The sequence below is a fragment of the Pseudomonas sp. FSL L8-0168 genome, from assembly GCF_037976155.1.
Taxonomy (GTDB): Bacteria; Pseudomonadota; Gammaproteobacteria; order Pseudomonadales; family Pseudomonadaceae; genus Aquipseudomonas; species Aquipseudomonas paracarnis.
In genome coordinates, this window is record NZ_CP150262.1 from 5,569,507 (window position 1) to 5,590,923 (window position 21,417).

The 21,417-nt window shown below is 61.6% G+C and carries 24 protein-coding genes; 18 read left to right on the forward strand and 6 right to left on the reverse strand.

Annotated features, from left to right (window positions below):
• Positions 1-85: 85 nt before the first annotated feature.
• From MHH62_RS25550 to MHH62_RS25600, 11 genes are all read left to right on the forward strand, one after another.
• A complete protein-coding gene (locus tag MHH62_RS25550) occupies positions 86-802 on the forward strand; it encodes a Crp/Fnr family transcriptional regulator (protein WP_032904913.1) in 717 nt (238 codons plus the stop codon).
• Between the two features lie 87 nt (positions 803-889).
• Positions 890-1,432 carry a sigma factor-like helix-turn-helix DNA-binding protein gene (locus MHH62_RS25555; RefSeq protein WP_177336910.1) on the forward strand — a complete coding sequence of 181 codons (543 nt, stop codon included), beginning with the start codon at positions 890-892 and terminating at the stop codon, positions 1,430-1,432.
• Between the two features lie 103 nt (positions 1,433-1,535).
• On the forward strand, positions 1,536-1,763 hold the full coding sequence (locus MHH62_RS25560; RefSeq protein WP_003187543.1) for a RebB family R body protein: 228 nt from the start codon (positions 1,536-1,538) through the stop codon (positions 1,761-1,763).
• 18 nt (positions 1,764-1,781) lie between these two features.
• The gene (locus tag MHH62_RS25565) at positions 1,782-2,354 is read left to right on the forward strand and encodes a hypothetical protein (protein WP_339232118.1); all 573 of its coding nucleotides are present in this window, start codon (positions 1,782-1,784) and stop codon (positions 2,352-2,354) included.
• 82 nt (positions 2,355-2,436) lie between these two features.
• The gene (locus MHH62_RS25570; RefSeq protein WP_014716414.1) at positions 2,437-3,063 is read left to right on the forward strand and encodes a hypothetical protein; all 627 of its coding nucleotides are present in this window, start codon (positions 2,437-2,439) and stop codon (positions 3,061-3,063) included.
• Between the two features lie 40 nt (positions 3,064-3,103).
• On the forward strand, positions 3,104-3,415 hold the full coding sequence (locus MHH62_RS25575; RefSeq protein ID WP_014716415.1) for a hypothetical protein: 312 nt from the start codon (positions 3,104-3,106) through the stop codon (positions 3,413-3,415).
• Positions 3,416-3,494: 79 nt separating this feature from the next.
• Positions 3,495-3,809 carry a RebB family R body protein gene (locus MHH62_RS25580; protein ID WP_003187550.1) on the forward strand — a complete coding sequence of 105 codons (315 nt, stop codon included), beginning with the start codon at positions 3,495-3,497 and terminating at the stop codon, positions 3,807-3,809.
• Positions 3,810-3,859: 50 nt separating this feature from the next.
• A complete protein-coding gene (locus tag MHH62_RS25585) occupies positions 3,860-4,174 on the forward strand; it encodes a RebB family R body protein (RefSeq protein ID WP_003187551.1) in 315 nt (104 codons plus the stop codon).
• Positions 4,175-4,470: 296 nt separating this feature from the next.
• Complete coding sequence (gene gabD / locus MHH62_RS25590) at positions 4,471-5,913, forward strand: NADP-dependent succinate-semialdehyde dehydrogenase (RefSeq protein ID WP_003187552.1); 1,443 nt, start codon at positions 4,471-4,473, stop codon at positions 5,911-5,913.
• Between the two features lie 177 nt (positions 5,914-6,090).
• The gene (gene gabT / locus MHH62_RS25595; protein WP_014716416.1) at positions 6,091-7,368 is read left to right on the forward strand and encodes a 4-aminobutyrate--2-oxoglutarate transaminase; all 1,278 of its coding nucleotides are present in this window, start codon (positions 6,091-6,093) and stop codon (positions 7,366-7,368) included.
• 222 nt (positions 7,369-7,590) lie between these two features.
• Positions 7,591-8,793, forward strand: coding sequence for an HDOD domain-containing protein (locus MHH62_RS25600; RefSeq protein ID WP_058410244.1), 1,203 nt, complete (start codon positions 7,591-7,593; stop codon positions 8,791-8,793).
• A gap of 99 nt (positions 8,794-8,892) precedes the next feature.
• Here MHH62_RS25600 and MHH62_RS25605 read toward each other — a convergent pair whose 3' ends face one another.
• On the reverse strand, positions 8,893-9,894 hold the full coding sequence (locus MHH62_RS25605) for a sensor domain-containing diguanylate cyclase (RefSeq protein WP_014716418.1): 1,002 nt from the start codon (positions 9,892-9,894) through the stop codon (positions 8,893-8,895).
• 187 nt (positions 9,895-10,081) lie between these two features.
• Entirely contained in the window at positions 10,082-11,266 is a 1,185-nt protein-coding gene (gene desA, locus MHH62_RS25610) for a delta-9 fatty acid desaturase DesA (protein WP_003187559.1), read from the reverse strand.
• Positions 11,267-11,432: 166 nt separating this feature from the next.
• On the opposite strand from desA, the gene dibA reads away from it, so the two are divergent.
• The 6 genes from dibA to MHH62_RS25640 all read left to right on the forward strand — a co-directional run bounded on the left by dibA (position 11,433) and on the right by MHH62_RS25640 (position 17,791).
• On the forward strand, positions 11,433-13,349 hold the full coding sequence (gene dibA / locus MHH62_RS25615; protein WP_019819917.1) for a phosphodiesterase DibA: 1,917 nt from the start codon (positions 11,433-11,435) through the stop codon (positions 13,347-13,349).
• A 296-nt stretch (positions 13,350-13,645) separates the two neighbouring features.
• Entirely contained in the window at positions 13,646-13,828 is a 183-nt protein-coding gene (gene oscA, locus MHH62_RS25620) for a sulfur starvation response protein OscA (protein WP_003170956.1), read from the forward strand.
• A 64-nt stretch (positions 13,829-13,892) separates the two neighbouring features.
• A complete protein-coding gene (locus MHH62_RS25625; protein ID WP_014716420.1) occupies positions 13,893-14,903 on the forward strand; it encodes a sulfate ABC transporter substrate-binding protein in 1,011 nt (336 codons plus the stop codon).
• A gap of 199 nt (positions 14,904-15,102) precedes the next feature.
• Positions 15,103-15,921 carry a sulfate ABC transporter permease subunit CysT gene (gene cysT / locus MHH62_RS25630; protein ID WP_003187564.1) on the forward strand — a complete coding sequence of 273 codons (819 nt, stop codon included), beginning with the start codon at positions 15,103-15,105 and terminating at the stop codon, positions 15,919-15,921.
• Positions 15,922-15,934: 13 nt separating this feature from the next.
• Positions 15,935-16,807, forward strand: a complete 873-nt coding sequence (gene cysW, locus MHH62_RS25635; protein WP_014716421.1) for a sulfate ABC transporter permease subunit CysW — start codon at positions 15,935-15,937, stop codon at positions 16,805-16,807.
• Positions 16,808-16,810: 3 nt separating this feature from the next.
• Complete coding sequence (locus tag MHH62_RS25640) at positions 16,811-17,791, forward strand: sulfate ABC transporter ATP-binding protein (protein ID WP_014716422.1); 981 nt, start codon at positions 16,811-16,813, stop codon at positions 17,789-17,791.
• Between the two features lie 127 nt (positions 17,792-17,918).
• On the opposite strand, the gene MHH62_RS25645 is transcribed toward MHH62_RS25640, so the two are convergent.
• The gene (locus MHH62_RS25645; protein WP_058410246.1) at positions 17,919-18,443 is read right to left on the reverse strand and encodes an Mpo1-like protein; all 525 of its coding nucleotides are present in this window, start codon (positions 18,441-18,443) and stop codon (positions 17,919-17,921) included.
• Positions 18,444-18,526: 83 nt separating this feature from the next.
• Here MHH62_RS25645 and MHH62_RS25650 point away from each other — a divergent pair, with 83 nt between their 5' ends.
• Positions 18,527-19,213, forward strand: a complete 687-nt coding sequence (locus MHH62_RS25650) for a Crp/Fnr family transcriptional regulator (protein WP_032901753.1) — start codon at positions 18,527-18,529, stop codon at positions 19,211-19,213.
• Here MHH62_RS25650 and uraH read toward each other — a convergent pair.
• The 3 genes from uraH to MHH62_RS25665 form a co-directional block, all read right to left on the reverse strand.
• Entirely contained in the window at positions 19,208-19,618 is a 411-nt protein-coding gene (gene uraH, locus MHH62_RS25655) for a hydroxyisourate hydrolase (RefSeq protein WP_014716425.1), read from the reverse strand. The two genes, MHH62_RS25650 and uraH, sit on opposite strands and share 6 nt — an antisense overlap.
• Positions 19,619-19,645: 27 nt before the next feature.
• Complete coding sequence (locus MHH62_RS25660) at positions 19,646-20,119, reverse strand: heme-binding protein (protein ID WP_166405700.1); 474 nt, start codon at positions 20,117-20,119, stop codon at positions 19,646-19,648.
• A 209-nt stretch (positions 20,120-20,328) separates the two neighbouring features.
• A complete protein-coding gene (locus tag MHH62_RS25665; RefSeq protein WP_339232119.1) occupies positions 20,329-21,333 on the reverse strand; it encodes an AraC family transcriptional regulator in 1,005 nt (334 codons plus the stop codon).
• Positions 21,334-21,417: the final 84 nt, after the last annotated feature.

A 21,417-nucleotide genomic window follows, 5' to 3' on the forward strand; every position in this document is an offset into this window, starting at 1 on the left:
AACTCCCCGCGCTGCACGTCCCTTTGTTTGCTTTGCTCTTGTGGCTTTAACCCCGCTTCCACGCCGCAATTCCTCAGGTGAACGCATGCATTCCAAAGGAACCGTGATGCTCGATCTCCCGCTCAGACAAACCCTGCTGGCTCGCTCCGATTTGTTTCGAGGTATGCCGGAGCATCTCTTGCGCTACGTCGCCACCCATATGGTGGAGCGCACGCTGGATGATCGTGAGCTGTTGTATTTCAAGGACGACACCCTCGAATTCATTGCGTTGGTGGTGGAGGGGCGGATTTATTCGGTGGTGCATGGGCCGGATGGGCGCGAGCAGATTATCGGCAGCACTGGGGTCGGGCAGGTGGTGGGGGAGACGGCGTTGATCAAGGATCATGGGCGCGAGTCTTCCACCTTCGCCAGCGGGCCCACGCGCTTGTTGCAGTTGGGTAGTCGGCATTTTGCTGTGTTGTTTGAGGAGCCGGTGTTTCTGCGGCGTTTGTTGATGCTGATGATGCTGCGGTTGCTGCACGCCATCGAGTTGTTGGAGTTGGTGTGCCTGCATCGGCTGGAGTCGCGGTTGGCGCGGTTTTTGTTGGCCAACCTGGGCGAGATCGACCTGGCGTTGGCTTTGCCCAGTGTGTCGTTGCCCGCGAGCCAGGGGGTGTTGGCGTCGATGCTGAATACCAGCCGCCCCAAGTTGAATGTGCAGCTGCAAGTGTGGCGGCGCAGTGGGGTGATCAGCGGCGGTCTGGAGCGCATGGTGATCAATGATGTCGAGCAGTTGCGGCGCAAGGCTTTTGCGCTGAATTAGTTGTGGCGGTGTTCCCCAGGTAACAGCGTACCCCCGTCGAGCCCTCGCAGACTGGCCCTTCATCAAGGATGCACAGGAGTGCTGGCGATGGGGATGACTGTTCAGTTCAAGGATCAATGGGCCGCCGATGACCGTTTGTTCGAAGCGAGTTGGCGCGCTGTGCACGGCGAGCTCAGGCGCCGAGCGTTGCGGCGGGCCAAGGGCAATCTGGATCAGGGCCAGGAGTGGTTGGCGGCCACGGCGATTAAGGCCCTGCTGTTTTTTCGGCGCTCGCCCGAGCGCATTCGTGACCCTGAGGGGTTTCTGTTTTTAGTGCTCGATCATGTGTTTCTCGACAGCGTGCGGCGCAGCAAGCGCGAGGGGCGGTTGTTCGATGATTCGGTGGACCTTGAACACGATCACCTGGCCGCGCTCGCCGCGCCCTGCGCCTCGGTGCTGGAGCGGGTGGAATGTTATGAACGCCTGGAGCAGATCAAGGCGCATGTCGCACGGTTACCGCTGTTGCAGCAGCGATTGTTCGAGATGCGTTTTGTCGACGACCTGCCTTACCCGCAAATCGCCGCCGAGCTGCACGTCAAGCTGCCGTTGGTGCGTAAGCGTGTGCAACTGCTGCGCGATGCTTTGCGCTGAACGTAATTCACACACCTTGGCGTGGGGCGTTCTAGTGGTATGAGCGCAGCACGCCGCCGCTATCCACACCCAAACCTGGGTGAATGCCATCAAGGAGAGATGTATGACAGAGGTCAACAGCCAGATCACCGACGCGGTCACTCAAACCAACGTCAAGGTGGTGGCCGAGGCGCCGGCCCAGGCCATCGCGTCGCTGTACCAGGTGGCCAGCAGCGCGGCGGGCCTGTCGTTGCAGAACGCGGTCAACAGCCAGCAGGCGATGAACCAGATTTCCAACGCGGTGATCTCCAAGGCCGTGGCGCTGATCATGCAGATTGGCGAGAAGGGCTGAGCCCTCGGGAGATCGATTATGTCGTGGTTCAGCAGAAAGAAAACCGCCGCCTCCCAAGCAACGCCCGCCGCCGATCCACCTGCGCCGGCACCCGCTGCACCGGCCTCGCGCTCAATCATGGCGCGCATGAACGAGCACCTGCTCAACCAGGTGAGCACGCCGTCATCCGACAGCACGGCGGCGCTCAATAGCCAGATCGTGCAGGCGGTGCAGTTCACCAACGCGCAGAACTTTGCCTATGCGCCGGCGCAGATCGCGGTGCCGGCCGACATGATGATCAGCCAGGCGGCCGGGCTGGTGGCGCAAGCGGCGGCGGGGTACTTCGATGGGGTCAGCAAGATCGCCCTGGCGGCCCAGGCCGTGCTGCTCCAGCAAATGACCGAGAACATCGTCAAGGACAACCTGCCGGCCGCTGCCGAAGATGCCTTGGGCGCCCTGGCCACCGACCTGCTGGTGGGCGCCGCTGCCGCCGTGGCTGCCGCTGCCGGTGCGATGGAGGCCGAAGCCGCCAGCGTGGCCATCGACAAGATCGACCAGAGCATCGCCAAGTACGCCGACACCCTGGCCAACCGGGCCGCGCCAGCGGCCTGAACCGAGCACAGCGCTCCAGCGTTCTGCTGGGGCGGTGCAACAGCAACTTGAAAGCAACTTTTCTTGAGTGAGGAGCGACATCATGCAGCCTGGAGATATTATTTTTTCTGTCAAACAAGATGACGACAGCGCAACGCGGGCGTTTATCAAAGCCGGTCAACTGGTCAAGGCCAAGGTGTTCTCGCAGGACACGACCTACTTGAATGTGGTTCACCCGGCGATTGCGGTGAGCGACACCCTGGTGATCGAAAGTGTCGGCAGTGGCCTGGCCCTGACCGACCTGAGCCTGGAAAAACCGCCACGCTCGGCGATGGTGTTTTCCTGCGTGGATACCGAACTGGGCGAGGCAGCGACGGTGGCTGCCAAGCAGTTCTACTTCGACAAGATCGGTGGTGATATCCGGGGCCGCTACAGCGTGTGGAACGCGATGATTTCAGCCTTTCGGCGCTGGACTTCCGATACCAGCCTGGTGACGCGGATCAACGAGTCCATCGACATCGGCAGCGGGTCCTTTTGTTCGCAGTTCGCGGCCAACTGCTATGAGGTCGGCAACCTCTACAACGAGGCGAATCTGCTGCCGCCTCCGCCGGCCATTTTTCCCAACCAGCCCAGCGCCATAACGCCTGCGGAGTTGGCGACCTTCTGTGATTCGTCGCCGCATTTTTACTTTGCCGGTTTCTGGCAGGACAACGTTGAGGTGCGGCTTTAGCGGGCGTGTCGCCGCCAAGGCAGCCCCTAAGGAGCTCGATATGCAACCCTCGGTCCTGTCCACCGACGACCGCCAGCGGCTCGAAGCGATGCTGCGCAACCCGCAGGTATTCGCCGGCACGCCCCAGGCCATCGTCGACGAAACCCTCAAGCGTGCCACCCAGGTGCTTGAGCAATCGAAGGCCAACGAACAAGCGCTCAAGACGGCTGCCCAGCAGCGTGAAGCGGCGCTACGCCAAATGCTGAACGGCGCGGCCTCGGACCAGGACGCGCAACGCAAGGAAGTGCAGGCACTGATCCAAGGGTTGATCGCCCAGATTGAAGCGGCGCTGGGCCCCGCAGCGAAACCCTAAACCAGGTTTCACAGCGCCTGTTTCGCAACGTTCATTGATGAACACGGAATGCACCGTGTACTAAATAAGGAAATTGATCATGCCATTAGTCAACGAGCAAATTACCGACGCGGTCACCCAGACCAACGTCAAAGTGGTGGCCGAATCGCCTGCGATGGCGATGAGCACTATCTATCAATCCATGGCGCAGGCCACGGCGATTCTGTTCCAGAACGCGGTGTCGGCCCAGCAGCAGCAAAACACCCTGGCCCAGGCGGCCACCAACCAGGGCGTGATGCAGATCTACAGCGTCGATACCACCGCAGGTGCGGCGGCCACCGAGAAAGTCGCCCAGGGCGGCGTGTCGGATAACCTCACCAGCCTGTTGACCGTGCTCAAGTCGTTCCAGCCTTAAGCACTGAGCAATAACGGATGTTGTTCTTTCTCAACCCAGGAGTTTCAACCATGAGTACAGTCAGCCCGCAAATCACCGATGCCGTCACCCAGACCAACGTCAAGGTGGTTGCCGAATCACCCGCGATGGCCATGAGCACTATTTACCAATCCATGGGCCAGGCCACGGCGATTCTGTTCCAGAACTCGGTCTCGGCCCAACAGCAACAAAACACCCTGGCTCAGGCGGCTACCAACCAGGGCGTGATGCAGATCTACAGCGTCGACACCACCGCTGGCGCCGCCGCCACCGAGAAAGTCGCCCAGGGCGGCGTGGCCGACAACTTGACCAGCCTGCTGGCCGTGCTCAAGTCGTTCCAACCTTAAGCTGCAAGGCCCCCAACAGCCCCGGCGCCCACAAGGCTCCGGGGCTGTTGTCGTGTGTGCGTTTGATCCGAAAGATGAATCGGATGCGCCATATTCGTTCTTTTTTTCGAACATCCTATTGCCCTGTACCCCCATTGATCCTAGGATTCGTTTGAGATTTCAAACGCTCTGTCTCCCGTGCGCTCTTTCATTTCTTCTGCGCGCTGGGGCTGATTTCCCTGACGGCAGCCCACAAGGCGCCTTTCAACAACTCTAATTCGCTCCGCGTGCGCGCGGTGCTGTTAAGGAAAGCCGACATGCAGCTTAAAGACACCCAGTTGTTCCGCCAGCAAGCCTTTATCGATGGCGCTTGGGTCGATGCGGACAATGGTCAAACCATCAAGGTCAACAACCCGGCCACGGGCGAGATTCTCGGCACCGTGCCGAAGATGGGCGCCGCGGAAACCCGCCGCGCCATCGAAGCCGCCGACAAGGCCCTGCCAGCCTGGCGTGCACTCACCGCCAAGGAGCGCGCCAACAAGCTGCGCCGCTGGTTCGAACTGCTGATCGAAAACCAGGACGACCTCGGCCGCCTGATGACCCTCGAACAAGGCAAGCCGCTGGCCGAAGCCAAGGGCGAAATCGTCTACGCCGCCTCGTTTATCGAGTGGTTCGCTGAAGAAGCCAAGCGCATCTATGGCGACGTGATCCCCGGCCACCAGCCCGACAAGCGCCTGATCGTGATCAAGCAGCCCATCGGCGTGACCGCAGCCATCACCCCGTGGAACTTCCCTGCGGCGATGATTACCCGCAAAGCCGGCCCGGCCTTGGCCGCCGGTTGCACCATGGTGATCAAGCCCGCCTCGCAAACCCCTTTCTCGGCCCTGGCCCTGGTTGAGCTGGCGCACCGCGCCGGTATCCCCAAAGGCGTGCTCAGCGTAGTCACCGGCAGCGCTGGCGACATCGGCGGCGAGCTGACCAGCAACCCGATCGTGCGTAAATTGTCCTTCACCGGCTCGACCGAAATTGGTCGCCAGCTGATGGCCGAATGCGCCAAGGACATCAAGAAAGTCTCCCTGGAGCTGGGCGGTAACGCACCGTTCATCGTGTTCGACGACGCCGACCTGGATAAGGCCGTCGAAGGCGCGATCATCTCCAAGTACCGCAACAACGGCCAGACCTGCGTCTGCGCCAACCGCCTGTACATCCAGGATTCGGTGTACGACGCCTTCGCTGAAAAGCTCAAGGTGGCGGTGACCAAACTGAAGATCGGTAACGGCCTGGAAGACGGCACCACCACCGGCCCGCTGATCGACGAAAAAGCCGTGGCCAAGGTGCAGGAACATATCGCTGATGCCCTGAGCAAAGGCGCCAAGCTGTTGGCCGGTGGCAAGGTGATGGAAGGCAACTTCTTCGAACCGACCATCCTGGTTGACGTGCCGAAAAACGCCGCCGTGGCCAAGGAAGAAACCTTCGGCCCGCTGGCGCCACTGTTCCGCTTCAAAGACGAAGCCGAAGTGATCGCCATGTCCAACGACACCGAGTTCGGCCTGGCCTCCTACTTCTACGCCCGCGACCTGGGCCGGGTGTTCCGTGTGGCCGAGGCCCTGGAATACGGTATGGTCGGCGTCAACACCGGGTTGATCTCCAACGAAGTGGCGCCGTTCGGCGGCATCAAGGCATCGGGCCTGGGCCGTGAAGGCTCCAAGTACGGGATCGAGGACTACCTGGAAATCAAATACCTCTGCCTGGGCATCTAAGGCACGGGATTGCAGCAAACGCAGAGGGCACGAGAGCGCTGCCCCTTTGCGTGTTTCACATGGTTATTCGCAGTGGCCGGGAAAGCTGTGGCAGTCGATCATCGCATGCTGCCGTAGTTGCCTCCCCGCCACCTATCCTTGAGCCACGCCGCCCGATGAGCGGCGAATGAGGACTTTATGAGCAAGACCAACGCTTCCCTGATGAAACGCCGCGAAGCCGCTGTACCGCGCGGTGTTGGCCAGATTCACCCGATCTTCGCTGACTCCGCGAAGAACGCCACCGTGACCGACGTTGAAGGTCGCGAGTTCATCGACTTCGCCGGCGGTATCGCCGTGCTGAACACCGGCCACGTGCACCCGAAAATCATCGCGGCCGTGACCGAGCAGCTCAACAAGCTGACCCACACCTGCTTCCAGGTATTGGCCTACGAGCCCTACGTAGAAGTGTGCGAAAAAGTCGCCGCCAAGGTGCCAGGTGATTTCGCCAAGAAAACCCTGCTGGTCACCACCGGTTCCGAAGCCGTGGAGAACGCCGTGAAAATCGCCCGCGCCGCCACCGGCCGTGCCGGTGTGATCGCCTTCACCGGCGCTTACCACGGCCGCACCATGATGACCCTGGGCCTTACCGGTAAGGTCGTGCCTTACTCGGCCGGCATGGGCCTGATGCCGGGCGGTGTGTTCCGTGCGCTGTACCCCAACGAACTGCACGGTGTGAGCGTCGACGACTCCATCGCCAGCATCGAGCGTATCTTCAAGAACGACGCCGAGCCGCGTGATATCGCTGCAATCATCATCGAGCCGGTGCAGGGCGAGGGCGGTTTCTACGTCGCGCCGAAAGCCTTCATGAAGCGCCTGCGCGAACTGTGCGACAAGCACGGCATCCTGCTGATCGCCGACGAAGTGCAAACCGGTGCCGGGCGTACCGGCACCTTCTTCGCCATGGAACAGATGGGCGTTGCCGCCGACCTGACCACCTTCGCCAAATCCATCGCGGGCGGCTTCCCGCTGGCCGGTGTGTGCGGCAAGGCCGAGTACATGGACGCCATCGCCCCAGGCGGCTTGGGCGGCACCTATGCCGGTAGCCCGATTGCCTGCGCCGCGGCCCTGGCCGTGATGGAAGTGTTCGAAGAAGAGCACCTGCTGGACCGCTGCAAGGCCGTGGGCGAGCGCCTGGTGACTGGCCTCAAGGCCATTCAGGCCAAGTACCCGGTGATCGGCGAAGTGCGTGCCTTGGGCGCGATGATCGCGGTCGAGCTGTTCGAAGACGGCGACACCCACAAGCCAAACGCTGCCGCCGTTGCCTCCGTGGTGGCCAAGGCACGTGACAAGGGCCTGATCCTGCTGTCCTGCGGTACCTACGGCAACGTATTGCGCGTACTGGTGCCCCTGACCTCGCCGGACGAGCAGTTGGACAAGGGCTTGGCGATCATCGAAGAGTGCTTCTCCGAACTCTGACCAACCTTAGTCACTGTGGCGAGGGAGCTTGCTCCCGCTGGGGCGCGAAGCGGCCCCGCTCTTTGATTTGGGACTGCTGCGCAGTCCAGCGGGAGCAAGCTCCCTCGCCACAGGTTACAGCCCGTACAAAAAAACCGCTTCGGCGGTTTTTTTGTGCCTGCTTCATTGTACGCACGCGCCTGCATTGTCTAAGGTGCAAGCATTGCCGATGGAGCGTGCTGGATGACTGCTGTTGATTTACCCGCTGTACCCCGAGTGTTAATCGCCGAAGCAGACCCTTGGTCGCGGGACCTGCTCAAGCAAGTGCTGTTGAATGTGCGCTGTGACGCACGGCTGGATGTGTGCGCCGATGGGCAACACGCCGCCACGCTGTTGGGCGAAAAAACCTATGACCTGATCTTGGCCGATTGGGAGCTGCCGGGCGTGGATGGCCTGAGCCTGCTGCGCAGCGTGCGCCAGAAACGCCGTTCGCTGCCGTTTATCTTGCTGAGCAGTCGCAACGACAGTGCCAGCGTGCGCGAAGCCTTGCCCTTGGCGCCCACCGCCTACCTGACCCGCCCGCTGAACATGGAAAGCCTGACCCAGCGCCTGCAAGACCTGCTGCTCAACGAAGGCGAAAGCGTGTACTGCGAAATCCCACCGCTGGCGCCGGGCATGACCTTGCCAGCCTTCCTTGAGCGGCGCCGCGAGGTCTGCGATGGCGCGCCGTTGCGCGTGGATGTGAAAGCCGCCGTGCAACACAGCCTCGGCCCCGAAGGCCTGGACCTCAAGCAGTTGGAAGACCAGGTGCACAGCGACCCGCAAATCACCGCCGTACTCATCGCCGCCGCCAACAGCGCCGGCTACCACGGCACGCCGGTGCAGACCCTGTCAGAGGCCCTGCATAAGTTGGTGCCCGGCCAGAGCATGAATCTCATCCTGGGCCTGGCGCTCAAGCACAACGTGGTGTTGGGCGACCCTGGGCTGGTGGCCTACGCCGAGCGGCACTGGCAACTGTCCCAGGACAGCGCCGACTACGCCCGGCGCCTGGCGCGCATGCTAGAGCTCGATCACGAGCGTTGCTACAGCGCCTGCATCCTGCACCGCTTGGGCGACCTGGCCTTGTTGCGCTGCCTGGAAGACTGGCGCCAGGGCGGCGGCGCCCTGGATGACGAAGCCATAGGGGAATCCCTCGACGCCTTTGGCGCCGCCTACGGTTCGGCATTGCGCACACGTTGGCGCTTGCCGCTGGAGTTGCGGCAGTTGATCGCGGGGATCTATTCACTTGAAGGCGGGGTGTATTCGCGCGAAGCCCTGGTGGTGAACCTGGCGGTGCAAATGGCGCGGCTGACCGAGCACGAAGGGCTGGAAGAACTGGCAGGCAGCAAGACCGCGCGGCTGCTCAAGGTAGGCTTGTCGGAACTGACCCGAGTGCGCAAAACCTGAAACACACACCGACCCACTGTGGGAGCTGGCTTGCCTGCGATAGCGGTGGGTCAGTCAAGACGCCATCGCAGGCAAGCCAGCTCCCACAGTGGGTCGGTGTTAACCGGCGATAACGCGGTTCTTGCCCTGGCGCTTGGCCTCGTACATCGCCGCATCCGCTCGCGCAAACAGGCTGTCGAGGGTGGAGTCATCTTCGCGCAGGCCGGCCAGGCCTTGGCTGACGGTCACATTGAATTCATGCCCTTCGTAGCTGAACACCAATGCCTGGATTTCCTTGCCCAACCGCTCGGCAACCTGCAGGGCCATCTCCGGTGGGCAACCCGGCAGCACAGCAGCAAATTCTTCGCCACCAACGCGCCCGAACAGGTCGCCACGGCGCAATACCCCGCGACCGCTCTCGGCGATGCGCCGCAGCACCTGGTCGCCCTCCAGGTGGCCATAGGTGTCGTTGATGTCTTTGAAATCATCGATGTCCAGCAACAGGAACGCCAGCGGCGTGCCCTGCGCGCAGGCATTGTCGAAGGCCTGGTTGGCGAGTTCGAAGAAGTGTCGGCGGTTGCTGCTTTGGGTCAGTACGTCGGTGGTGGCGAGGCGATGCAGTTCCAGCTCAAGTTGCTTCTTTTCGGTGATGTCTTCGGCGATGCCCACCACGATCATCGCTTCACCGGGCACCACCTGCTGGTTGATGTAGCACTTGTCGCTCAACCAGCGGATCTGCCCGTCAGCGGTGATGATGCGGTACTCGCGGTCCTCCACGGCGCCCTGTTCCAGCACGCGGGCCAGGCTGTGTTCGGCGTAGTCGAGGTCTTCGGGGTGAACGCTGTTGCGCCATTCACGGTGGTCGGCCAGCAGCAGGCCGGCAGAGCGGCCAAACAGGCGCTCGTAGGCCGGGCTCACATACAGCACGCGGCGTGTTTCCCAATCGATGGCCCAGAGCACGGCGTTCACGCTGACCAGCAGGGAACTGAGCAGTTGCTCACGCTCACTCAGCCGCTCGACTTCACCTTGAGCATGCATAAGCGCCAACAGGGTCGCCGCCGCGGCCGGGCGCGGCGGCTCTGCGGTGGGCACATCGGGCAGGCTGGGCTTTTCGTGAACCATCGGTACAACTCTCTCTGGGCGCGCCGCAGGTGCAAAAGCGGTCACTACAAGGGGTCACCATGATGGCGAAGTGTTCTTTGAGAGAGGGGAATTGCGGTGAAGTTCCGTGAACGGCGTGGATTGACGGTGCCCGGAAAATGACGCCAAAAAGCCAGTGCGTGGGAGGGCGAACCCTCCCACGGTGCCCTCACGCTGCTGTAGGACGCAACGAGTAAGTCTTCAACTGGTGGGCAAAATCGCGCAGGGATTGGATGCCACTGGCCTCGGCTTCATGCACCCATTCCTTGATCGCGGCCAGCATGTCGTGGCCGTTGGAACTGGTCTTGAGCCAGATCTGCTGCAGCGCCAGGCGCTTTTCGTAGATCACGGTCAGGGCATGGCTGTGTTCCAGCATGCTCTGGATGCGCAGGTGATGGCGGTCTTCCAGCAAGCTGGTTTCCCGCGACAGCAGGCGCTTGGCGCGGTGGAACTGGTGGCGTACCGAATGATCGACCTTCTCCAGCTCCTGCTTGACCAGCGGGCCAATCACCAACTTGCGGTATTGGGCCATGATCTGGAAGCGGTTGTTGAGGATCGCCATGGCGGTGTCCATGTCCAGGCTGCCCTTGCCTTCGACGCGGTGGGCGATGGGCGCTACACGCTGCACCTTGGCCAGGCGCAGGAAGCTGAACACCTTGATCCAGGCCCAGCCCAGGTCGAACTCCCACTTCTTCACCGACAGCTTGGCCGAGTTAGGGTAGGTGTGGTGGTTGTTGTGCAGCTCTTCGCCGCCGACGATGATGCCCCACGGCACCAGGTTGGTGGCGGCGTCACGGCATTCGAAGTTGCGATAGCCCACGGCATGCCCCAGGCCGTTGATCACGCCGGCGGCCCAGAACGGGATCCACATCATCTGGATCGCCCAGATAGTGATACCGATGGTGCCGAACAGCAGCAGGTCGATCACGCCCATGAGCGCCACGCCCAACAGCGGGTAGCGCGTGTAGAGATTGCGTTCGATCCAGTCGTCCGGGCAGTTTTTGCCGTAGATACGCAGGGTCTCGGGGTTTTCCGCCTCGGCGCGGTACAGCTCGGCACCTTTGCGCAGCACGGTGGACAAGCCCTTGATCACCGGGCTGTGCGGGTCATCGACGGTTTCGCACTTGGCGTGGTGCTTGCGGTGGATGGCGGTCCACTCGCGGGTGTTCTGCGCCGTGGTCAGCCACAGCCAGAAGCGGAAGAAGTGTTTAAGGCCGGCATTGAGCTCGAGCGAGCGATGGGCCGAATAACGGTGCAGATAGACAGTGACCCCAATAATGGTCACGTGGGTCATCAACAGCGTGACTGCCACCAGTTGCCAGGCGGACAGATCAAGAAAACCGTTGTACCACATAGGCTGTATGGCCCTCAGATAAAGAAAAAAACAGCACCCGCATTATCACTTCCTTTGCAGATAAAACCAGTCACCGTTTCAGATAAGACTTACAAAGTGTTTCCTCCTCTATAATCCTGATCCTTTGTAGGGCGATTCTGGTTATTTAGTAAGGATTACTAAGCATATGCTGTTTTCATACCGAGGTGCCCTACGTGCGGGGTTGGTGTACCTGCTGGTTTCCATCCTTTGGCTCCAGCTCAGCCATTACCTATTAATCAACTTTATCGATGAACCCTTGGAGCAGGGACGCTGGCTGCAAGCGCGCGGTTATGTGTGGGTCAGCCTCAGCGCCTTGCTCATTTACTGGATAGGCTGGCGTTTTGCCCGTGCCCATGCGTTGCAACAACCGCTGAAAGAGAACCGCGAGCGCCTGCGTCAGGCCGCTGCGGTGTTCGATTGCACCCGCGAAGGGGTGCTGGTCACCGATACCCAGGGGCTGATCGTGCACGTCAACCGCGCGTTTATGGAGATCACCGGCTACCAGCGCGACGACGTGATGGGCCAACGGCCAAGCCTGTTCAAGTCCGGGCGCCACTCGGCGCATTTCTACCAGCAAATGTTCCATGCCCTGCAAAGCACCGGCGAGTGGAGCGGCGAAATCTGGAATCGACGTAAAAGCGGCGAGGTGTACCCCCAGTGGCAAACCATCCGCGTGATTCACGATGACCAGGGCCAGGTCAGCCACTACGTGGCGGTGTTTTCGGACATCAGCGCCATGAAGAACTCCGAGCACGAATTGGCGCACCTGGCCCATCACGACCCGCTCACCGACCTGCCCAACCGCCTGCTGTTCACCGATCGCGCCGAGCAGGCCCTGGCCTCCGCGCAGGTGCATAAACGTGGCTGCGCCCTGCTGTTGATGGACCTGGACCACTTCAAGATCATCAACGACAGCCTGGGCCATAACGTTGGCGATCAATTGCTCAAGTTGGTGGCCGAACGCCTCAGCGGCCTGTTTGGGCCGGGGGTTACCCTGGCGCGCCTGGGGGGCGACGAGTTTGCCGTGCTGGCAGAAAGTTGCCCGCAGGTGGTGCAAGCGGCGGCCTTGGCGCAGCGCATGCTCAACGCCATGAAGGATCCGTTCATTTTTGACGGCAACCAGCTGTTTATCAGCGCCAGTATCGGTATCAGCCTGTTCCCCAGTGACGCCCTGAGCGCCGAGCAATTGCTGCGCAACGCCGATTCCGCGTTGTTCAAGGCCAAGAGTGCTGGGCGCGAAGGCTACGCGTTGTATACCGAAGAGCTGACCGCCCACGCCCAACACCGGGTAGAAATCGCCGGCGAGCTGCGTCGCGCCCTCGACCAACATGAGCTGCGCGTGTATTACCAGCCGGTGCACGACCTGCACGACAGCCGTTTGGTCGGCGTTGAAGCACTGGTGCGCTGGCAGCACCCGGAACGCGGCCTGGTACCGCCGGGCGAGTTCATCCCCATCGCCGAGCGCACCGGGTTGATTGCCGACATCGATGCGTGGGTGATGGACCAGGCCTGCCGCCAGATGTGCCAATGGCTGGCCGACGGCGCGCCGCTGAGCTTTATCGCAATCAATGTCTCCAGCCGCCTGTTTGCCCGGCGCGAGCTGTATGAGCAAGTGGCCCAAGTGCTGCACACCACTGGGCTGGACCCGGCCTTCCTGGAGCTGGAAGTCACCGAGAGCGCCGTGATGGACGACCCGGAAGTCGCGTTGGAGCAACTGCACCGCCTGCGCGAACTGGGCCTGCGCCTGGCGATCGACGACTTTGGCACCGGCTATTCCTCGTTGCTGCGCCTCAAGCGTCTGCCGGTGCAGAAGCTCAAGATCGACCAGGGCTTTGTGGCGGGCTTGCCGTGGGACGAAGACGACGCGGCGATTGTGCGCGTGGTGATCGCCCTGGCCAAAAGCATGGGCATGCAGGTGCACGCCGAAGGAATTGAGCAGGTGGAACAGGCGCGGTTCCTACTGGATCAGGAATGCGACATGGGCCAGGGGTATTGGTTTGGACGGCCCATGCCGGCTGATGAAATCGACTGGACCCGAGCACCTCTGATCCGCCAGGACTGACGCGGTCAATGTGGGAGCCGGGCTTGCCCGCGAAGGCGGTGTGTCAGTCGCTGCATGTGTTACTGCACCACCGCTTTCGCAGGCAAGCCAGCTCCCACAGGGTTCTGCGGCGACTGTGCATGAGCGTTTTTTCTGTGGAAACCCTTGCAACCCCATGCCCTATCAGAAAATTCTTTCTGGTTATATAAACATTCTTAAATAGTATTTTTAAGAATATCCGCGCTTATCTACTATCGCCCTCACGCCGCAAGCAGTGCCGCCACTGCCAGGCACTACTCATTTTCAGGAGCGAGACCATGAGCGCATCTCTACGTAGCGTTGACGGCCAGGACGAAGCAGCCATTTTGCGTGAAATCCAGAGCGCCCTGCGCGACCTGCGGTTTGGCGCGGTGGAAATCACCGTACACAACGCCCAAGTGGTACAGATCGAACGCAAGGAAAAATTCCGTCTGCAGAACCCCGGTAACAAACCGAGCTGAGCAAGAACGGCGATAGACCCGCAATTACAAGAAAAGCCAACACTCAAGAATTTCAGGAGCTTCTATGTCGTCGATTCGCCGTTATGCCTTGGCCGCATTGGCCAGTGCCGTGTTTGCCGGTTCCGCCGTTGCCAAGGACTACGAGTTGCTCAACGTCTCGTACGACCCCACCCGTGAGCTGTACCAGGATTACAACGCTGAGTTCACCAGCTTCTGGAAACAGTCCCACCCCGGCGACAACGTCAAGATCCAGCAGTCCCACGGTGGCTCGGGCAAGCAAGCACGCGCAGTGATTGACGGCCTGCGCGCCGACGTAGTGACCCTGGCCCTGGCCGGTGACATTGATGAAGTCGCCAAGCTGGGCAAGACCCTGCCGGAGAACTGGCAGACCCGCCTGCCGGACGCCAGCACCCCATACACCTCCACCATCGTGTTCCTGGTGCGCAAGGGCAACCCCAAAGGCATCAAGGACTGGGGCGACCTGATCAAGAAAGACGTGTCGGTGATCACGCCCAACCCGAAAACCTCCGGCGGTGCACGCTGGAACTTCCTCGCCGCCTGGGCCTACGGCCTCAAGGCTGGCGGCAGCGAAGCCAAGGCCCAGGAATACGTCAAAGAGCTGTTCAAGCACGTGCCGATACTGGACACCGGCGCGCGCGGTTCTACCATTACCTTCGTCAACAACGGCCAGGGTGACGTGCTGCTGGCGTGGGAAAACGAGGCGTTCCTGGCCTTGAAGGAAGACGGCGGCGCCGACAAGTTCGACATCGTCGTGCCTTCCCTGTCGATCCTGGCGGAACCGCCTGTGGCCGTTGTGGACAAGAACGCCGAGAAAAAGGGCAACACCGAGATCGCCACCGCGTACCTCAACCACCTGTACAGCCCGGCGGGCCAGGAGATTGCGGCGAAGAACTTCTACCGTCCACGGGATGAAAAAGTCGCCGCCAAATACGCCCAGCAGTTCCCGAAACTGGACCTGGTGACTATCGACAAAGACTTCGGCGGCTGGAAAACTGCCCAACCGAAATTCTTCAATGACGGTGGCGTGTTCGACCAGATCTACACGGCGCAATAAGCCAAAGTACCTGTAGGGGCCTGACTTTCTGTAGGGACTGGGCGGGTGTGGGAGCTGGCTTGCCTGCGATAGCATCACCATGGTGTGGCTGATACACCGAGGTGCCTGCATCGCGGGCAAGCCCGGCTCCCACAGAAAAGCCAGCTGCCACAGAACGCACGCTCCTACAGTGGTTTCTACCCTTTAACCAAGGACTCTTATGTCGCGTCGTATCTCCCCCGTCATACCCGGCTTCGGGCTGACGCTGGGCTACACCGTGGTGTACCTCAGCCTGATCGTACTCATCCCCCTGGCGGCGATGTTTGTACACGCTGCTCAACTCACTTGGGATCAGTTCTGGAACATCATCTCCGCGCCTCGCGTGCTGGCGGCCTTGAAGCTGAGCTTCAGTACCGCGCTGTACGCCGCACTCATCAACGGTGTGATTGGCACTTTGTTGGCCTGGGTGCTGGTGCGCTACACCTTCCCCGGGCGCAAGGTCATCGACGCGATGATCGACCTGCCGTTCGCCCTGCCCACCGCCGTCGCCGGTATCGCGCTGACGGCGCTGTACGCGCCCAACGGCCTGGTCGGCCAGTTTGCCGCCGACCTGGGTTTCAAGATCGCCTACACCCCCCTGGGTATCACCCTGGCGCTGACCTTCGTCACGTTGCCCTTCGTGGTGCGCACGGTGCAGCCGGTGCTGGCCGATATCCCCCGGGAAATCGAAGAGGCCGCCGCCTGCCTCGGCGCCAAGCCGTTGCAGGTGTTCCGCTACATCCTCGTGCCGGCATTGTTGCCCGCCTGGCTGACCGGCTTCGCCCTGGCGTTTGCCCGAGGCGTGGGTGAGTACGGGTCGGTGATCTTCATCGCTGGCAACATGCCGATGAAAACCGAAATCCTGCCCTTGCTGATCATGGTCAAGCTCGACCAATACGACTACCGCGGCGCCACCTCCATTGGTGTGCTGATGCTGGTGGTGTCCTTTGTCTTGCTGCTGCTGATCAACCTGTTGCAGCGGCGCATCGAACGTCCATAAGGAGGCGCGGAACATGTCCCAATCGTCTATTTCCGCCGCGTCCTCGGCCAACGCCGCCCGGCGTGGCAGTGCGACCTCGCGACGTATCCTGATCGGCCTTGGCTGGCTGGTATTCGTCCTGTTTCTGCTGCTGCCATTGCTGGTGGTGGTGTCCCAGGGCTTGAAGAACGGCCTCGGCACGTTCTTCACCGCAATCCTTGAACCCGACGCGCTGTCGGCGCTGAAACTCACGGTGATCGCCGTGCTGATTTCGGTGCCGCTCAACCTGGTGTTCGGCGTCAGCGCCGCCTGGTGCGTGAGCAAGTACTCGTTCCGTGGCAAGAGCATCCTGGTCACGCTGATCGACCTGCCGTTCTCGGTCTCGCCGGTGATCGCCGGCCTGGTGTACGTGTTGATGTTCGGCGCCCAGGGCTTCTTCGGGCCGTGGCTGCAAGAGCATGACATCCAGATCGTGTTCGCCCTGCCGGGCATCGTGCTGGCGACCATCTTCGTCACCGTGCCGTTCGTGGCCCGTGAGTTGATCCCGCTGATGCAGGAGCAGGGCACCCAGGAAGAAGAAGCCGCGCGCCTGCTGGGCGCCAATGGCTGGCAGATGTTCTGGCATGTCACCGTGCCGAACATCAAGTGGGGCCTGATCTACGGCGTGGTGCTGTGTACGGCGCGGGCCATGGGTGAGTTCGGCGCGGTGTCGGTGGTGTCCGGCCACATTCGCGGCGTCACCAACACGCTGCCGCTGCATGTCGAGATTCTCTACAACGAATACAACCACGTTGCCGCGTTTGCGGTGGCCAGCCTGTTGCTGATCCTGGCGCTCTTCATCCTGCTGCTCAAGCAGTGGAGCGAGAACCGAATCAACCGCCTGCGCAACAGCGCGGGTGAGGAATAAGTCATGTCGATCGAAGTCCGTAATGTCAGCAAGAACTTCAACGCCTTCAAGGCCCTGGACAGCATCAACCTGGATATCCAGAGTGGCGAGCTGGTGGCGTTGCTGGGCCCGTCCGGCTGTGGCAAGACTACGTTGCTGCGCATCATTGCCGGCCTGGAAACTCCGGATGCCGGCAGCATTGTGTTCCATGGCGAAGACGTTTCCGGCCACGATGTGCGTGATCGCAACGTGGGCTTCGTATTCCAGCACTACGCGTTGTTTCGCCACATGACCGTGTTCGACAACGTCGCTTTCGGCCTGCGCATGAAACCGAAAAACCAACGCCCCACCGAAAGCCAGATCGCGAGCAAGGTTCACGAGCTGCTGAACATGGTGCAGCTCGATTGGTTGTCCGACCGCTACCCGGAACAACTTTCCGGTGGCCAGCGCCAGCGTATCGCCCTGGCCCGCGCCTTGGCGGTGGAGCCCAAGGTTCTGCTGCTCGACGAGCCGTTCGGCGCCCTTGATGCCAAGGTGCGTAAAGAACTGCGCCGCTGGCTGGCGCGCCTGCACGAGGACATCAACCTGACCTCGGTCTTCGTGACCCACGACCAGGAAGAGGCCATGGAAGTCGCCGACCGTATCGTGGTGATGAACAAGGGCGTGATCGAGCAGATCGGTTCACCGGGCGACGTCTACGAAAACCCGGCCAGCGACTTTGTCTATCACTTCCTGGGGGACTCCAACCGCCTGCATTTGGGCGAAGACAAGCACCTGCTGTTCCGTCCCCACGAAGTGTCGTTGTCACGCCATGAACTGGAAGATCACCATGCGGCGCAAGTGCGGGATATTCGGCCGTTGGGCGCGACTACTCGCGTGACCTTGAAGGTCGAAGGCCAAAGCGAGTTGATCGAGGCCGAAGTGGTGAAAGACCATGACAGCCTCACCGGGTTGGCGCGGGGCGAGACCCTGTTCTTCAAACCCAAGGTCTGGCAAAAAGCCTAATAACACTGCAAAACCCTTGTGGGAGCCGGGCTTGCCCGCGATGGCGGTGGATCAGTCGACAGTTATGCCAACTGATCCACCGCCATCGCGGGCAAGCCCGGCTCCCACATTGGATGTTCAGTACTTGTTAGACCGTGGCGTTTTTCCCGCGTACTCCCACCGGCCCCGAACGCTCTTCAATCTGGCGCTTGAGGTCCTGCCGCAACCCCAGCAAAAACGCCAACTCCGCCACCACAAACAACGGCCCTACGATCAGCCCCGACACATCATCCACAAACGCAGGCTTCCTGCCTTCGTAGTAATGCCCGACGAACTGAATCACCCAGCCCACCACAAACATGCCCACGCCGCTGCTCAGCCACACCGCCGTGCTTTGCGCCGCCAGCACATGCCCGGCCCACACCGACAAGCCCATCAGCACCGTCATCAACACGCCCAAGGCCAGTTCCAGGCGCAGATAAAACCACGCCGAAAACAACGCCAGCAGTACCGCAGGTGATAGCCAGAGCCCGCCCACCGACCATTCGGGGCGCGACAGCAGCACGGCCACCGCCACCACAATCAACGGAATACCGATGAAGTGGCTGGCGATGTTGCGTGGGTCGCGGTGGTACGCGGCGTATTGACTGAGATGGTCGACGAGGCTTTTCATTGTTGTTCCTCCTGTAGGATGTTTGATCATGCCCTGTCAGTCGGTGCCTAACTGTCAATTGGGCGACAATCTTCGGAGTTCGCATGGACACAGGGACATGGCACGCGCAATTGGCTCGCGGTCATTGGTTCAGCCATTTGCCGCCTGACTTGCAGCGTAGCCTGCTGGGGGCGGCGCGGTTGCGTGTGCTGACGGCGGGGCAGTACCTGTTCAAGCGCGGTGACCCGCCGTGCGGCGTGTATGCGGTGCTGGAAGGCACGGTGCGTATCAGTGCGGTCAGTGCCCAAGGCAAGGAAGCGGTGTTGAGCCTGGTGGAAACGCCCTACTGGTTCGGCGAGATTTGCCTGTTCGACAACCTGCCGCGCACCCACGATGCCTTGGCCACGGGTGCTTGCAGACTGCTGCAGGTGCCGCAGGCGGCGATGCTCGGCATTCTCGAACAGCATCCGCTGTTCTGGCGGGAGATGGCACTGTTGATGAGCCATAAACTGAGGCTGTCGTTGATCAATATCGAACACATGAGCCTGATGCCCGCTTCAAAGCGCCTGGCCCATCGGCTGCTGATGATCGCCCAAGGCTACGGCGAAGTTGAGCAGGCGCGCCGCGTGCTGCAACTGCCCCAGGAGGATCTGGCGGCGATGCTGGGCCTGTCGCGCCAGACCATCAACAGTCTGCTCAAAGCGCTGGAGCAACAGGGCATTATCGGCTTGAGTTACGGCGCCATCGAGATACGCGACCTCAATGGGCTGCGGCTGGCCGCGGGCCTATGAACCGCGATAGGTGGAGAAGCCGTAAGGGCTGAGCAGCAGCGGAATGTGGTAATGCTGGTCGGCCTGCTTGACCTGGAAAATCACCGGCACCTCGGGGAAGAACGTCTCGCGGTTCGCCTTCTTGTAGTAATCGCCGGTCTTGAACACCACGCGGTACTCGCCCGGCTGCATGCTGCGGTTGGCCGGGAACAGCTCGGCGATGCGGCCTTGCTGGTTGGTCACACCTTCAGACAGCGACTGCCATTTATCGCCCACGTGCTGTTCCAGGGTCACGTTGACACCGGCGCTTGGCAGGCCGTTTTCCAGGTTGAGTACGTGCACGCTCAGGGGGTTGCCGTCGGCCAGGGCCAGGTTGCACAGGCCACTCAAGCTCAGTGCGGCAAGGGTCATGCTCAAGGTTTTCATCGCGAAGTCCTTTTGAGGGAAGTGGAATCAAGGGGTGATTTTCAAGCCCAGTTGCTCGGCGGCTTGTACGGCGCAGGCTTCATCCTGCGCGGCGCCACCGGCACCGGCGATGCCCAGCGCACCGACCAGTTCGGCATCGGCAAACAGCGGCACGCCGCCGCCGAGCAACAGCAACTCGGGCACGCTGTTGAGGTTGGCGGCCTCGGGGTTATTACGCGCCCGTTCGGCAAACAGCCGGGTCGGGGTTTTTGTCGACAGCGCCGTGTACGCCTTGCGTTGGCTGGCGAGGCTGTTGTGCGGGCCGACACCGTCAGCGCGCAGGCCCAGCAACAGGTTGCCACCGCGGTCGAGTACGGTCAGCGCCGCGGTGCAGTGGGCCAGGCTGGCGTCGGCCAGTTGGCGAGCGGCGTGCAGATCCAGCTCGGCGTGGCGGGGCAGTTGTGGCGTCGCCTGGGCGACGGTGGCCACGGCGAGGCTCAGGAACAAGGCAGTGCGGTACATAGTGAGGGCTCCAGAAAGCAGGCCCACACGGTAACCAGCGGACGCGGACAAAAGCCGCACAATTGGATGACAGGTTTGTAATCAAACTCAGGAGTTTGTGGTGGTTGTACCGGCCTCATCGCAGCGATGCGGCGACCCGACAAGCCAGCTCCCACATGATGTGAACCCATTCCCCTGTGGGAGCTGGCTTGCCTGCGATGAGGCCCTTCCTACTGCAACCCCTCGCGAAACTGCCCCGGCGTCATCCCCGTCCAGCGCTTGAACGCACGATTGAAACTGCTGGTATCGGCAAACCCCAGCAAATGGCTGATCTGGGCCAGTGAGCACTGCGGGTCACGCAGGTGCAATAACGCCAGGTTTCGCCGGCACTCATTGAGCAAGGCGTCGAATCGACAGCCTTCATCGGCCAGATGCCGCTGCAAGCTGCGCAAGCTCAAGTGCAGCGCTTGGGCAATACGTTCGGCGCTTGGCTCGCCGTCTGGCAATTGCGCCTCGATGGCGGCGCGCACCTTGCGTTCCCAGGTCAACGGTTGCAGTTGGGCGAGGGTGCGCTTGAGCACGGTTTCGTTGTGTTCGGCCAGCTCCGGGTTGGCGTCGTCCAGATGGCTGTCGAAATCGCTGGCGGCGAATTCCAGGCGGTCTTCGTCGGCGGCAAACCATACCGGCGCGCGAAATACCCTGTGCCACGGCTCGGGGTCGGCGGGTTCCGGGCGCCGCAGGTAAACGGCCAACGGCGCATAGTCGCGACCCAGGCGGTTGCGACAGGTGCGTACGTAGATCGCCGCAAAGGCATCAATCGCTTCCGGCGCGGGCGCGGGGCTGCCTGGGGGTTGGAGCAGGCGAAAACGGTAGATGTCGCCGTGGCGGCTCAGCTCCAGGTCCAAGGCATCACTGACCACCTGGTGATAGCGCACGATGCGCTCGAACACCTCGCGCAAGCTGCCGCTGGCCACCAATGCGTAACCCAGCGCATGAAAGGTGGTGGGGCTGACAAACCGCGACACCCGCAGCCCAATCGCCGGGTCGCCACTGGCCTGTACCGCCAGCGTCCATAGGCGCGTGGTGGCCGACAACCGATAGCGGGCGTTGGGGTCGTCCATCTGCTGCGGGTCCAGCCCGGCTTCGGCGCACAGCGCGGCGCTGTCGAGGCCCAGGGCGTCGAGCTGCTTGCGCAGGGCACGGGTCCAGCTGGCGAGGGAAGTGGGTTCGGTCATGGCAATTGGCGCTTGTGGTCAACAGATTGGCGTGCGCGGCTAGCGTCCTGCGCTAGGGTTAGGTGCAGGATTCAGGCATCACTT

Coding starts and splice junctions, on each gene's coding strand:
- MHH62_RS25650 (WP_032901753.1), top strand. CDS start 18,527: ATGGACACAGGGACATGGCACGCGCAATTGGCTCGCGGTCATTGGTTC.
- uraH (WP_014716425.1), bottom strand. CDS start 19,618: ATGAAAACCTTGAGCATGACCCTTGCCGCACTGAGCTTGAGTGGCCTG.
- MHH62_RS25575 (WP_014716415.1), top strand. CDS start 3,104: ATGCAACCCTCGGTCCTGTCCACCGACGACCGCCAGCGGCTCGAAGCG.
- MHH62_RS25580 (WP_003187550.1), top strand. CDS start 3,495: ATGCCATTAGTCAACGAGCAAATTACCGACGCGGTCACCCAGACCAAC.
- gabT (WP_014716416.1), top strand. CDS start 6,091: ATGAGCAAGACCAACGCTTCCCTGATGAAACGCCGCGAAGCCGCTGTA.
- MHH62_RS25585 (WP_003187551.1), top strand. CDS start 3,860: ATGAGTACAGTCAGCCCGCAAATCACCGATGCCGTCACCCAGACCAAC.
- MHH62_RS25625 (WP_014716420.1), top strand. CDS start 13,893: ATGTCGTCGATTCGCCGTTATGCCTTGGCCGCATTGGCCAGTGCCGTG.
- MHH62_RS25665 (WP_339232119.1), bottom strand. CDS start 21,333: ATGACCGAACCCACTTCCCTCGCCAGCTGGACCCGTGCCCTGCGCAAG.
- MHH62_RS25565 (WP_339232118.1), top strand. CDS start 1,782: ATGTCGTGGTTCAGCAGAAAGAAAACCGCCGCCTCCCAAGCAACGCCC.
- desA (WP_003187559.1), bottom strand. CDS start 11,266: ATGTGGTACAACGGTTTTCTTGATCTGTCCGCCTGGCAACTGGTGGCA.
- cysT (WP_003187564.1), top strand. CDS start 15,103: ATGTCGCGTCGTATCTCCCCCGTCATACCCGGCTTCGGGCTGACGCTG.
- gabD (WP_003187552.1), top strand. CDS start 4,471: ATGCAGCTTAAAGACACCCAGTTGTTCCGCCAGCAAGCCTTTATCGAT.
- MHH62_RS25560 (WP_003187543.1), top strand. CDS start 1,536: ATGACAGAGGTCAACAGCCAGATCACCGACGCGGTCACTCAAACCAAC.
- oscA (WP_003170956.1), top strand. CDS start 13,646: ATGAGCGCATCTCTACGTAGCGTTGACGGCCAGGACGAAGCAGCCATT.
- MHH62_RS25645 (WP_058410246.1), bottom strand. CDS start 18,443: ATGAAAAGCCTCGTCGACCATCTCAGTCAATACGCCGCGTACCACCGC.
- MHH62_RS25640 (WP_014716422.1), top strand. CDS start 16,811: ATGTCGATCGAAGTCCGTAATGTCAGCAAGAACTTCAACGCCTTCAAG.
- MHH62_RS25550 (WP_032904913.1), top strand. CDS start 86: ATGCATTCCAAAGGAACCGTGATGCTCGATCTCCCGCTCAGACAAACC.
- MHH62_RS25605 (WP_014716418.1), bottom strand. CDS start 9,894: ATGGTTCACGAAAAGCCCAGCCTGCCCGATGTGCCCACCGCAGAGCCG.
- cysW (WP_014716421.1), top strand. CDS start 15,935: ATGTCCCAATCGTCTATTTCCGCCGCGTCCTCGGCCAACGCCGCCCGG.
- dibA (WP_019819917.1), top strand. CDS start 11,433: ATGCTGTTTTCATACCGAGGTGCCCTACGTGCGGGGTTGGTGTACCTG.
- MHH62_RS25600 (WP_058410244.1), top strand. CDS start 7,591: ATGACTGCTGTTGATTTACCCGCTGTACCCCGAGTGTTAATCGCCGAA.
- MHH62_RS25660 (WP_166405700.1), bottom strand. CDS start 20,119: ATGTACCGCACTGCCTTGTTCCTGAGCCTCGCCGTGGCCACCGTCGCC.
- MHH62_RS25555 (WP_177336910.1), top strand. CDS start 890: ATGGGGATGACTGTTCAGTTCAAGGATCAATGGGCCGCCGATGACCGT.
- MHH62_RS25570 (WP_014716414.1), top strand. CDS start 2,437: ATGCAGCCTGGAGATATTATTTTTTCTGTCAAACAAGATGACGACAGC.